We start from the raw sequence: 12713 nt of genomic DNA, 5'->3' as shown, positions 1-12713 counted from the left end.
CAAAAGGCCGGGATATCCCGGCCTTTATTATTCTCTGTACGCCATCACCGGCGAAAACTCTTAGCGACTACGGAAGACAATGCGGCCTTTGCTCAGGTCGTACGGGGTCAGCTCAACAGTCACTTTGTCGCCCGTCAGAATACGGATATAGTTTTTACGCATTTTACCGGAGATATGCGCGGTAACGACGTGACCGTTTTCCAGTTCTACGCGAAACATGGTGTTAGGTAACGTATCAAGTACGGTACCCTGCATTTCAATATTGTCTTCTTTGGCCATCTAATCCTCTGGGGTATCACTACCAAGTTTTGAACCGGCAAGATAATGCCGAAATTCATCAATTAAGTAAAGATTTGTGCGGTTAAAACGCAACAAAGCAGTTTCAGCGTATTACCCGGACGTCACGGTTCGACCGTACGAAAAGCGCATACGTAAAGGGGAGGTGGCAGGATAAACGGTAGGGCGTTATCGGATGCGAACTATTCCCAAACGGCGGCGGGGCAACAGGCAGAACCTACTCTGCGGCACAATTATAGCATCATAGGGAAAAATATGCGGAAAACATTTACCCCTGCGGCGTAAATAACGTCGCGGGCACCCAGAAGTTTTGCGGTAATTTCTGCATCCGCAGGGCATCCAGATGCTCAAGATATTCGCGTCGCGAGATCTCCACCGCCCCCAGCGAGGCGGTATGTTCGTTCAGGACCTGACAATCAATCAGCTTGCCGCCGCTCTGAGCGAAGCGGGTGCAGAAGACCAGCAGTGCCGTTTTAGATGCATTCACGGCGCGGCTGAACATCGATTCACCGCAAAACAGGGCACCTTGAGCAACCCCGTACATGCCGCCAACCAGCTGATTGTTCTGCCACACTTCTATCGAGTGCGCATACCCCAGCTCATGTAGCCGGTGATAGGCGGCAATCACGTCGGGCGTGACCCAGGTGCCTTCTGAACGGTCGCTGGCGCACCCTTCGATCACTTGTCCAAAGGCGTGATTGAGGGTCACGCGATACGGGGAACGGGCATGAAAGCGCTTCATGCTGCGGCTGAGATGAAATTGCGTGGGCCACAGGATGGCGCGGGGATCGGGCGACCACCATAAAATCGGGTCGCCGGGAGAAAACCACGGAAAAATACCGTGCTGATAAGCCATCAGTAATCGCGATGGACTCAGGTCGCCGCCCAGGGCCAGCAAACCATTAGGTTCACGCAGCGCCCCTTCCGGAGAAGGGAACGCCAGAGAATGACGAGAAAGCTGGACCAGGCGCATGACAACGAAACTCCAGTACGCGAAGCAGGGATCGGTTCAAATATAGACTACAGACGTTGTTTAAACTGGTAGTAGCGGCCCTGTTTCGCCAACAGCTCTGCATGACTACCTTGCTCAATAATTTTTCCGTTGTCCATCACAATAATTTGATCGAAATCTGCCAGTCCGCGCAGACGGTGCGTCACCATCAGCAGCGTTTTGTCCTGCATCTCTTTCGCCAGTAAATCAAGGATCTGACGCTCGGTCGTGGCATCCAGACCTTCTGTGGGTTCATCGAGCAGCATCAGCGGTGCATCATGCAGAAGTGCGCGCGCAATCGCCAGTCGGCGCAGTTCGCCACCGGAAAGCTGACGTCCGCCTTCGCCGAGCCAGCTGTTCAGCCCCTCGTCTTCCAGCAGCTTGTGCAAGCCCACTTTTGCCAGCATCGCGCTTAATACATCGTCTGCTGCGCCGGGGGCGGCTAACAGCAGGTTTTCGCGCAGGGTCGCGCTGAAAAGATGCACGCGCTGCGGTACTACGCTCACTGATTGACGCAACGCCTTTTCGCCGATCTGCATCAGCGGCGTGTCGTTGAACTGAATCTGGCCTTGCGCCGGGTCCCAGGCGCGGGTCAACAGCTGTAACAGCGTCGATTTGCCGCAGCCGGTACGTCCGAGCACCGCAACGTGTGCGCCTGCGGGGATCGTCAGGTTAACGTTGTCCAGCGCCTGCTGCGCCTGGCCTTCATAGGCAAAGCTCACATCCGTCAGGAGCAGTGCCAGCCGTTCAGGCACATCGGAGGAGGCGGTGCTGAACTGCACTTCGGGCTGCTGGCTGGTGATTTGGGTGATGCGCAGCGCAGATGCCACCACCTGACCCAGATGTTGAAACGCCCCGGTAACGGGCGCGAGGGCTTCAAACGCGGCCAGCGCGCAGAAGACAAACAGCGCGATCAGGGCGCCAGGTTGCGTATTGCCGCCCACGCCGCCGGAGGCCATCCACAACATGGCGATCACCGCAAAACCGCCAATCAGCAGCATCAATGCCTGGGATAAGGCCGTCAGTTCCGACTGCTTGCGCTGCGCTTCGTGCCAGCTCATCTCGGTATTTTCCATTTGCGCACGATAGCGGCGGCTGGCACCGAAAATCGTCAGCTCCGCCTGACCCTGCAGCCAGGAGGTGAGCTGTTGGCGGTATTCGCCGCGCAGACGGGTCAGATTCTCGCCGGTCGATTTCCCGGCGCGATAGAACAGCGGCGGCAGTAAAAACAGGGTCAGCAGCATAATCCCGCCGAGGGCCAGTGCGATAGTGCCATCCAGCAGGCTGAGCCCCAGCGTGACCACGACAATCACCACGAACGCGCCCACCAACGGGGAGATAACGCGCAGGTAAAGGTGATCGAGCGTATCCACATCTGCGACGACGCGGTTCAGCAGTTCGCCCTGACGATAGCGCGCCAACCCGGCAGGGGAGAGGGGCAGCAGCTTGCTGAACGTGGTGATCCGCAGGTGTTGCAGCACCCGGAATGTCGCGTCATGGCTGACCACACGCTCGAAATAACGTCCGGCGGTGCGAGCGATTGCCGTACCGCGCACGCCTGCAGCAGGCAGCATATAGTTGAAGCTGTAAAGCCCGGCAAAACCGGCCACTGCTGAAGCCGACAGGAACCAGCCGGAGAGCGTCAGCAGGCCGATACTTGCCAACAGCGTGACGATTGCCAGCACGATGCCAAGGGTGAGCATCCATTTGTGGCGCATATATAGCGCCAGGTAAGGCAGTAAGGCACGCATCAGATGTCCTCCTGACGGTTAGCCAGCAGGGCAGCAAAAGGTCCTTCAGCCGCAGCGAGCGTCGCGTAATCACCCTGTTCGACAAGGTGACCATTTTCCATTACCCAGATCTGATCCCAGTGGGCAATACCTTCCAACTGGTGGGTCACCATCAGCGTCGTTTGCTGCCGGGAAGCCTCATCCAGCGCCAGCATCACGCGCTGTTCGCTGTGTGCATCCAGGCTGGCGGCGGGCTCGTCCAACAGCAACAGCTGACACGGGTTAAGCAGGGCACGAGCGAGGGCGATACGCTGCGCCTGGCCGACTGAAAGCCCGGCAGCCTGATCGCCCACGACCGTATCGACACCGTTCGGCAGCAGCGGCAGAAATTCGCTGACCCAGGCGCGATCGAGAACGGAATGCAGTTCATCTTCGCGCGCATCCGGGCGCGCCAGCAACACGTTTTCGCGCAGCGTTGCCGCCGGAAGCTGCGGGTTCTGACCGACCCAGCTCAGGTGCTTACGCCATTCATCGGGATCCAGAGCCGAGAGTTCAGTCTGATTAATCCGTAACGAGCCGCTGTAGGCCATAAAGCCGGATAACGCATTCAGCAGGGAGCTTTTGCCTGACCCGCTGGTGCCGACTAAAACCACGCGTTGACCCGCAGAGAGGGTAAAATTCAGCGGCCCGGCCAGTATTTTGCCTTCTGGTGACAGGACACAGAAATCGTCTGCTTCAACGCTGACCGGACTGCTGGTATTCAGCGTCACGTCGCCGCGCTGCGGATGGGCGAGAGGCGTTTCAAGGAAGGTTTTCAGGCTATCCGCCGCGCCGACTGCTTGCGCTTTGGCATGGTAAAAGGTGCCTAAATCGCGCAGCGGCTGGAAAAACTCCGGCGCAAGGATCAGCGCCAGGAACCCGGCTGAAAGCGTGACTGCCGTGCCGTAGTGACCAAAATCAAACGCGCCCAGATAGGAGAAGCCGAAATAGACCGCCACCAGCGCAATGCACAGCGAGGTAAAGAACTCCAGCACCCCGGAAGATAAGAAGGCCAGACGCAGCACTTCCATGGTGCGCTGACGAAAATCCTGCGACGCCTGACGAATGTTTTCGGTTTCGGCTTCACCGCGACCAAAGATGCGCAGCGTGTCCATTCCGCGCAGGCGGTCGAGGAAGTGGCCGCTGAGTCGGCCCAGCGCCAGGAAGTTGCGGCGGTTAGCATCTGCAGCACCCATTCCAACCATCGCCATAAACATCGGGATCAGCGGGGCGGTGCCGAGCAGGATCAGCGCGGCGATCCAGTTGTAAGGCAGGATGGCGAGGACGATCAGTACCGGCACAAACACGGCCAGCGCCATCTGCGGCAGATAGCGGGCATAATAATCATGCATATCGTCGATTTGCTCAAGGACGAGCGTGGCCCAGCTACCGGCAGGTTTGCCCTGAATCCAGGCGGGACCGGCCTCATGCAGCCTGTCGAGGACCTGACGGCGAATTTCGTAGCGGATATTTTGTCCGGCGTGAAAACCCACACGCTCACGCAGCCAGACCACCCACGCACGCAGGATAAACACCAGGATCAGCACGATAAACGGCAGAAGCAACGCTTCCCGTGGAATATTTTCCATGATCATGTGGTTAAGAATGCGAGCCAGAAGCCAGGCCTGACCGACAATCAACAGGCCGCTGATAAACCCCAAAAGTCGGGAGATATTCAGCCAGCGGCGCGAAAGTACACTTTGCTGCTTGAGCCAGCGAGTCAGCTCTTGTTGACGGGTTTTTTCCATTGCGTGATTTGCAGGTGCTGTTATTGGGTATTGGGCCCGGCAATGTTACAACGCAGAGACAATAAAGGCGACTTATCGCCGCCTTTTTTACGTTTGTAGCTGACTTGTAAAGATTATTTACGTTGGTCGGCTAATCCGTCGAGATAACGTTCTGCATCCAGCGCCGCCATACAGCCGGTGCCCGCAGAGGTGATTGCCTGACGGTAAATATGGTCCATCACATCGCCTGCGGCGAATACGCCAGGGATGCTGGTCTGGGTGGCATTACCGTGGATCCCGGACTGCACTTTGATGTAGCCGTTTTCCAGCGCCAGTTGACCGTCAAAAATCGCGGTGTTCGGGCTGTGGCCGATGGCGACAAACAGACCGGCAACTTCCAGCGTCTCGACGTTGTCCGTGTTCTGGGTATCACGAATGCGCAGACCCGCTACACCCATCTGATCGCCGGTCACCTCTTCCAGGGTGCGGTGGGTGTGCAGCACGATGTTGCCGCTGGCCACTTTATCCATCAGACGTTTGATCAGGATTTTTTCCGCGCGGAAGGTATCGCGGCGGTGGATCAGGTGCACTTCAGAGGCGATGTTCGCCAGATACAGCGCTTCTTCAACGGCGGTGTTGCCTCCGCCGATGACTGCCACTTTCTGATTGCGGTAGAAGAAACCGTCGCAGGTGGCGCAGGCGGACACGCCGCGGCCTTTGAACGCCTCTTCAGACGGCAGACCCAGGTAGCGAGCAGAGGCCCCGGTGGCAATGATCAGCGCGTCGCAGGTGTATTCGGCGTTGTCGCCGATCAGGCGGAACGGACGGTTCTGCAGATCGACTTTGTTGATGTGGTCAAAAATGATTTCGGTATCAAATTTGGCGGCGTGCTCGTGCATACGCTCCATCAGCAGTGGCCCAGTCAGGCCTTCAGGATCGCCTGGCCAGTTTTCTACTTCGGTGGTGGTGGTCAGCTGACCGCCTTTTTCCATGCCCGTAATCAGTACCGGTTGCAGGTTAGCGCGTGCAGCATAGACCGCTGCGGTATATCCCGCAGGTCCAGAACCAAGGATTAGCAGTTTACTGTGTTTGGCCGTGCCCATGAGATCCCCATTGTTGTTAGCAGATATTTTCACGGATTGTAGGGAATTTGTTGCCGTAAAAAAAGGGCGCAGCGATTTTGTTAACGATAGCTGCAATAGAAGAGGGCGATGAACGGCGGTACAGCGGTGCTGATTTTATCACCAGCAGACCTGGGCGATTGGTCGAAACTGCGGCGATAAGTTGAGGATTAATCGCCGGTCGCAATGAATATCCGGCATGTTGTACTAAATTTCGATGTTTTGCTTTGACAATCCCCTGCGCTTTTGCGAAAACATTGAAGGAAGAAAAAAAATCGGCCTTTGTGTAACGCATAGTCATGCACAAAATCACCATTTTTACCGGGTCAGCGAAATCTACGCATGGTGTGGACAGATGCCATACGTGATGTTGATGGCCGCCTTTGGGCACGGTCTTCTTACCACATAACCCCAATCGACATCGCGCAAACTAAAATACAGGTGATGCGATTACTCACGGGGAAAGACTCTGAACAGTGAAGTGCACAGGGTCCTGGCAGGAGTTAGGGAAGGAATACAGAGAGACAATAATAATGGTAGATAGTAAGAAGCGCCCTGGCAAAGATCTCGACCGCATCGATCGTAACATTCTTAATGAGTTGCAAAAGGATGGGCGTATTTCCAACGTCGAGCTTTCAAAACGTGTGGGACTTTCCCCGACGCCGTGCCTTGAGCGTGTGCGCCGACTGGAAAGACAGGGTTTTATTCAGGGCTATACGGCTCTGCTGAACCCGCATTATCTGGATGCCTCACTTCTGGTATTTGTTGAGATTACTCTGAATCGTGGCGCCCCGGATGTGTTTGAGCAATTTAACTCCGCTGTGCAAAAACTGGAAGAAATTCAAGAGTGTCATTTGGTTTCCGGCGATTTCGACTACCTGTTGAAAACCCGTGTACCTGATATGTCCGCTTACCGTAAGCTGCTGGGTGAGACCCTGCTGCGACTGCCTGGCGTGAACGACACCCGTACCTATGTGGTAATGGAAGAAGTCAAACAGAGCAATCGTCTGGTTATTAAGACGCGCTAACACGGAACAGGTGCAATATGAGCGTACTTTGATTACACTCCTGTTAATCCATACAGCAACAGTGTCGGGATCCCGGCACTGTTGTCCGTTTTAGCACTCAGGCCGGAAATGCCTGATACCTGGAGAGCCTTTCTTGAGCCAGGAATACACCGAAGACAAAGAAGTCAATTTAACCAAACTGAGCAGTGGACGCCGACTCCTTGAGGCGTTATTGCTGCTCGTTGCCCTGTTTGCCGTCTGGCTGATGGCGGCCTTACTCAGTTTCAATCCTTCCGATCCCAGCTGGTCACAAACCGCATGGCATGAGCCTATCCATAATTTGGGTGGCGTTCCCGGTGCCTGGCTTGCCGATACGCTGTTCTTTATTTTTGGTGTGATGGCCTACACCCTGCCGGTGATCATTATCGGCGGCTGTTGGTTTGCCTGGCGCCATCGTCAGAACGATGACTATATCGACTATTTTGCCGTCTCGCTGCGCCTGATTGGCGCGCTGGCATTGCTTCTGACGTCCTGCGGTCTAGCGGCGATTAACGCCGATGACATCTGGTATTTTGCCTCCGGCGGCGTGATTGGCAGCCTGCTCAGCACCGCGCTGCAGCCGATGCTGCACAGTAGCGGCGGGACTATTGCGCTGCTTTGCGTCTGGGGCGCAGGGCTGACGCTGTTTACCGGCTGGTCCTGGGTCAGCATTGCCGAAAAGATCGGCAGCGTGATCCTCAATATTCTGACCTTCGCCAGCAACCGCACCCGTCGGGATGACACCTGGGTGAATGACGAAGAGTATGAAGATGACTACGATGAAGATGAACCGGTCGTTGAACGCCGCGAATCGCGTCGGGCCCGCATTCTGCGCGGCGCTGCTTTGCGTCGTAAGCGCGTGGCCGAGAAATTCTCTAATCCCTTAGGCCGCAAAACGGATGCCGCGCTGTTCTCCGGGAAACGGATGGACGACGACGAAGTGGCGTACAGCGCCCGTGGCGTCGCGGCCGATCCGGATGATGTGCTATTTTCCGGCAACCGCGCGCTGCCGTCTGACTATGATGAGTACGACCCGCTGCTGAATGGCCACTCCGTCGCTGAGCCGATCGCGGCGGCCGCTGCCGCAACGGCGGCCACCCAGGCCTATGCTGCACCGGTTGAACCGGTAATCTCTGCGCCTTCCGTTCCTGAGACCTCTCTGCAACAGCCCGTGGTTGAATGGCAAACCGTCCCTGGCGTGCCGGTTTCCGAAGCCGTTATTGCCCCTGAGCCGGAACAGTATGTCCAGCAGCAGTGGCAGCAGCCTGAGACGCCTTACCAGCCTGAGCCGCAGTATGAACCGCAGCAGCCAGAACTCCAGCCGGAGCCGGTTATTGCTCCACCGACGGTGGAAGCGTCGCCTGTCGAAGAGGTGAAAGCCACCCGTCCGCCGCTCTACTATTTTGAAGAAGTGGAAGAGAAGCGCGCCCGCGAGCGCGAACAGCTGGCGGCCTGGTATCAGCCCGTCCCTGAACCGGTGCAAGAGGCTGCTCCGGTTAAACCGGTAGAAATTCCCTCTGTTCCGGTACCGGCTTTTGATCCGGTATCGGCCACTGCTGCAGTCGCACCTGTAGCTGCAGGCGTGCAGCAGGCGACCGCCGCAGCAAGTGCCGCGGCTCCTTTATTCAGCCTCGCGTCAAGCGGCGCACCACGTCCGCAGGTCAAAGAGGGCATTGGCCCGCAGCTGCCGCGTCCTAACCGTGTGCGCGTCCCGACTCGCCGCGAACTGGCCTCTTTTGGCATCAAGCTGCCTTCTCAGCGCATGGCTGAAGAAGAGAAAGCGCGTGAGGTCGGGCGTCAGCAGTACGACGACGACCAGTACAGTGATGATACTGATGAGATGCAGCAGGATGAGCTGGCGCGTCAGTTTGCCGCAACGCAGCAGCAGCGTTATGGCGAAGAGTATCAGACTGAGCCTCAGCATTATCAGCAGCAAGAAGACGACGATGCCGCAGAGCAGGAGCTGGCGCGTCAGTTCGCCGCGACGCAGCAGCAGCGTTACGCCGGTGAACAGCCCGAGGGGGCGAGTCCGTTCTCGCTGGCAGACTTCGAATTCTCACCGATGAAAGATCTGGTGGATGATACGCCGAGTGAACCCCTGTTCACCCCGGGCGTGATGCCAGATGCAGAACCGCCGCGCGAAGCGTATACGCCGCCGCAGCCTGCCGTGGCCCCGTCACCGGTGCAGCAACCACAGCACTATGCGCAGCCGCAACAGGTTGCACAACCGCAGCAATTCGCTCAGCCGCAGCAGCCTGTTCAGGTGCCGCAGCCGCAGGTTCAGGCACCGCAGCAGCCTATTCAGGTGCCGCAGCCGCAGGTTCAGGTACCGCAGCAGCTTGTTCAGCCGCAGCAGAGCCTGATCCATCCGCTGTTGATGCGTAACGGTGATAGCCGTCCGCTCCAGAGACCGACGACGCCGCTGCCGTCGTTTGATCTGCTCACGCCGCCACCAACGGAAGTTGAACCGATAGATACCTTTGCTCTGGATCAGATGGCGCGTCTGGTTGAGCTACGTCTGGCCGACTTCCGCATTAAAGCGGATGTGGTGAACTACTCTCCGGGCCCGGTAATCACCCGCTTTGAGCTGAACCTGGCACCGGGCGTAAAAGCTGCACGTATTTCGAACCTCTCCCGTGACCTGGCGCGTTCGCTGTCGACCGTTGCCGTGCGCGTGGTCGAGGTCATTCCTGGCAAACCGTATGTCGGCCTGGAATTACCGAATAAAAAGCGTCAGACCGTTTACCTGCGTGAAGTACTCGACAACGCTAAATTCCGGGATAACCCGTCGCCGCTGAGCGTGGTGCTGGGTAAAGACATTGCCGGTGAGCCGGTGATTGCCGATCTGGCAAAAATGCCGCACCTGCTGGTGGCAGGTACGACGGGCTCCGGTAAGTCAGTCGGCGTTAACGCCATGATCCTCAGCATCCTGTATAAAGCCCAGCCGGAAGATGTGCGTTTCATCATGATCGACCCGAAAATGCTGGAACTGTCGGTTTATGAAGGGATCCCGCATCTGTTGACCGAAGTGGTCACCGATATGAAAGATGCCGCCAACGCCCTGCGCTGGAGCGTCAACGAGATGGAACGCCGCTATAAGCTGATGTCGGCGCTCGGGGTGCGTAACCTCGCGGGCTACAACGACATCATCGCGGAAGCAGCCAAAATGGGGCGCCCAATCCCGGATCCGTACTGGAAGCCGGGTGACAGCATGGATGCCCAACATCCGGTGCTGGAAAAACTGCCGTATATTGTGGTGCTGGTGGATGAATTTGCCGACCTGATGATGACCGTCGGCAAGAAAGTTGAAGAGCTGATTGCCCGCCTGGCGCAAAAGGCGCGTGCGGCGGGGATCCATCTGGTGCTGGCGACGCAGCGACCGTCGGTGGACGTGATCACGGGCCTGATTAAAGCCAATATCCCGACCCGTATTGCCTTTACCGTGTCGAGCAAAATCGACTCCCGTACTATCCTCGATCAGGCGGGTGCGGAATCACTGCTCGGCATGGGGGATATGCTCTATTCCGGGCCGAATTCCACCTCGCCAGTGCGTGTTCATGGCGCGTTCGTCCGTGACCAGGAAGTCCATGCCGTGGTCCAGGACTGGAAGGCGCGTGGTCGTCCCCAGTATGTTGAAGGCATCACCTCTGACAGCGAGAGCGAAGGTGGCGGTGGCGGCGGTGTTGACGGCGGTGAAGATCTCGATCCGTTGTTCGACCAGGCCGTTAACTTCGTCACCGAAAAACGCAAAGCGTCGATCTCCGGGGTACAGCGTCAGTTCCGCATCGGTTACAACCGCGCGGCGCGTATCATCGAGCAGATGGAAGCGCAGGGGATCGTCAGCGAACAGGGCCATAACGGTAACCGTGAAGTACTGGCACCCCCGCCGTTTGAGTGATTCACCCGCGATTGCAAAGATGGGTAAATCAGCAAAATTTAAGCATTTTCTTCTGTCGCCTGCCTGCGGGCAGGTCCAGAATAGTTGACAGAAAGCTCCCATTTCGGGATGACGTATTGTAAGGAATAACAATGAAAAAAATCGCTATCACCTGTGCATTACTGACCAGCTTTGTGGCAAGCAGCGTCTGGGCTGATGCCGCCAGCGATCTGAAAAGCCGCCTGGATAAAGTGAGCAGCTTCCACGCCAGCTTCACCCAGAAAGTGACTGACGGCAGCGGTAATGCGGTGCAGGAAGGTCAGGGCGATCTGTGGGTTAAGCGTCCGAATCTTTTCAACTGGCATATGACGCAGCCGGATGAAAGCATCCTCGTCTCTGACGGACAAACACTGTGGTTCTTTAACCCGTTTGTTGAGCAGGCGACGGCGACCTGGCTGAAAGATGCCACCAGCAATACCCCGTTTATGCTGATCGCCCGTAACCAGACCAGCGACTGGCAGCAGTACAACATTAAACAGAACGGCGATGACTTTGTCCTGACGCCAAAAGGCAGCAACGGCAACCTGAAGCAGTTCACCATCAACGTTAGCGCGAATGGCACCATCAATCAGTTCAGCGCCGTTGAGCAGGACGAACAGCGCAGCAGTTATCAGCTGAAATCACAGCAAAACGGTGCTATTGAGGCATCGAAATTCACCTTTACCCCGCCGAAGGGCGTAACGGTGGATGACCAACGTAACAAGTAAGAGGCGTGAGTGGGCAACCTGTCGCTCGATTTTTCTGATAATGCGTTTCAACCTCTGGCCGCCCGTATGCGGCCAGAAAATTTAGCGCAATACATCGGCCAGCAGCACCTGCTGGCTGCGGGTAAGCCCTTGCCGCGCGCCATTGAGGCCGGGCATCTGCATTCGATGATCCTGTGGGGACCGCCAGGCACCGGCAAGACCACGCTGGCCGAAGTCATCGGCCGCTATGCGGATGCGGACGTTGAACGTATTTCTGCCGTCACCTCCGGGGTGAAAGAGATCCGTGAAGCAATTGAACGTGCACGTCAGAGTCGCAATGCCGGTCGCCGCACGATCCTGTTTGTCGACGAAGTCCACCGCTTCAACAAGAGCCAGCAGGATGCGTTCCTGCCGCACATCGAAGATGGCACCATTACGTTTATCGGCGCCACCACCGAAAATCCCTCGTTCGAACTAAACTCGGCGCTGTTGTCCCGGGCCCGCGTCTATCTGCTGAAGTCGTTAACCACCGAAGACATTGAACAGGTGCTGACCCAGGCAATGGACGATAAAGCGCGCGGCTACGGCGGGCAGGACATTGTTCTGCCTGACGAAACCCGCCGCGCCATTGCGGAGCTGGTCAACGGCGATGCACGCCGGGCGCTGAACACGCTCGAGATGATGGCCGACATGGCCGAGTCTGATACCCGCGGCAAGCGGGTGTTGCAACCCGCTTTGCTCACTGAAATCGCCGGGGAGCGCAGCGCGCGTTTTGATAATAAGGGCGACCGTTTCTACGACCTGATCTCCGCGCTGCATAAATCGGTGCGCGGCAGTTCACCTGATGCTGCCCTGTACTGGTATGCACGCATTATTACCGCCGGGGGCGATCCGCTGTATGTGGCGCGCCGCTGTCTGGCTATTGCCTCGGAAGATGTCGGTAACGCCGATCCGCGCGCCATGCAGGTGGCACTATCCGCCTGGGACTGTTTTACCCGGGTCGGGCCTGCAGAAGGTGAACGTGCCATTGCGCAGGCGATTGTTTATCTGGCCTGCGCGCCGAAAAGTAATGCGGTTTACACCGCCTTCAAAGCCGCGCTGGCTGATGCCCGTGAACGTCCGGATTACGACGTGCCGGT

Annotated in this window: 10 protein-coding genes; 4 read left to right on the top strand and 6 right to left on the bottom strand. The window is 57.2% G+C overall.

The genetic code is table 11. The annotated features are described in order from the left end of the window. Positions 1 to 60: 60 nt before the first annotated feature. The 6 genes from infA to ACRDD5_RS16015 all read right to left on the bottom strand — a co-directional run bounded on the left by infA (position 61) and on the right by ACRDD5_RS16015 (position 6206). Complete coding sequence (gene infA / locus ACRDD5_RS16040; protein ID WP_002211347.1) at positions 61 to 279, bottom strand: translation initiation factor IF-1; 219 nt, start codon at positions 277 to 279, stop codon at positions 61 to 63. A gap of 286 nt (positions 280 to 565) precedes the next feature. After that, positions 566 to 1270: a leucyl/phenylalanyl-tRNA--protein transferase gene (gene aat, locus ACRDD5_RS16035; RefSeq protein WP_438677324.1), complete on the bottom strand. Its 705-nt coding sequence runs from the start codon at positions 1268 to 1270 to the stop codon at positions 566 to 568. Positions 1271 to 1317: 47 nt separating this feature from the next. Beyond that, positions 1318 to 3039, bottom strand: a complete 1722-nt coding sequence (gene cydC, locus ACRDD5_RS16030; protein WP_438677323.1) for a heme ABC transporter ATP-binding protein/permease CydC — start codon at positions 3037 to 3039, stop codon at positions 1318 to 1320. Next, on the bottom strand, positions 3039 to 4805 hold the full coding sequence (gene cydD / locus ACRDD5_RS16025) for a heme ABC transporter permease/ATP-binding protein CydD (protein ID WP_438677322.1): 1767 nt from the start codon (positions 4803 to 4805) through the stop codon (positions 3039 to 3041). Before cydD ends, cydC begins: the two co-directional genes overlap by 1 nt. Before the next feature lie 113 nt (positions 4806 to 4918). Then, the gene (gene trxB / locus ACRDD5_RS16020) at positions 4919 to 5887 is read right to left on the bottom strand and encodes a thioredoxin-disulfide reductase (protein WP_438677321.1); all 969 of its coding nucleotides are present in this window, start codon (positions 5885 to 5887) and stop codon (positions 4919 to 4921) included. Between the two features lie 16 nt (positions 5888 to 5903). Next, positions 5904 to 6206, bottom strand: coding sequence for a hypothetical protein (locus tag ACRDD5_RS16015; protein ID WP_438677320.1), 303 nt, complete (start codon positions 6204 to 6206; stop codon positions 5904 to 5906). Positions 6207 to 6438: 232 nt separating this feature from the next. Between ACRDD5_RS16015 and lrp the strand changes: the two genes are divergently transcribed. The 4 genes from lrp to ACRDD5_RS15995 all read left to right on the top strand — a co-directional run. Next, positions 6439 to 6933: a leucine-responsive transcriptional regulator Lrp gene (gene lrp / locus ACRDD5_RS16010; protein ID WP_002439523.1), complete on the top strand. Its 495-nt coding sequence runs from the start codon at positions 6439 to 6441 to the stop codon at positions 6931 to 6933. 133 nt (positions 6934 to 7066) lie between these two features. Further along, a complete protein-coding gene (gene ftsK / locus ACRDD5_RS16005) occupies positions 7067 to 10849 on the top strand; it encodes a DNA translocase FtsK (protein ID WP_438677319.1) in 3783 nt (1260 codons plus the stop codon). A gap of 131 nt (positions 10850 to 10980) precedes the next feature. After that, positions 10981 to 11595, top strand: coding sequence for an outer membrane lipoprotein chaperone LolA (gene lolA / locus ACRDD5_RS16000; protein WP_271282073.1), 615 nt, complete (start codon positions 10981 to 10983; stop codon positions 11593 to 11595). A 9-nt stretch (positions 11596 to 11604) separates the two neighbouring features. Beyond that, positions 11605 to 12713, top strand: a 1109-nt coding sequence (locus ACRDD5_RS15995; RefSeq protein ID WP_438677318.1) for a replication-associated recombination protein A, incomplete at its 3' end; no start/stop codon positions are given.

The sequence above is a fragment of the Silvania sp. genome (genome assembly GCF_051656365.1).
GTDB classification, from domain to species: domain Bacteria; phylum Pseudomonadota; class Gammaproteobacteria; order Enterobacterales; family Enterobacteriaceae; genus Enterobacter; species Enterobacter hatchlandensis.
The sequence above is the reverse complement of the archived record's forward strand: the minus strand, read 5'-3'. Positions and strand labels throughout refer to the sequence as shown.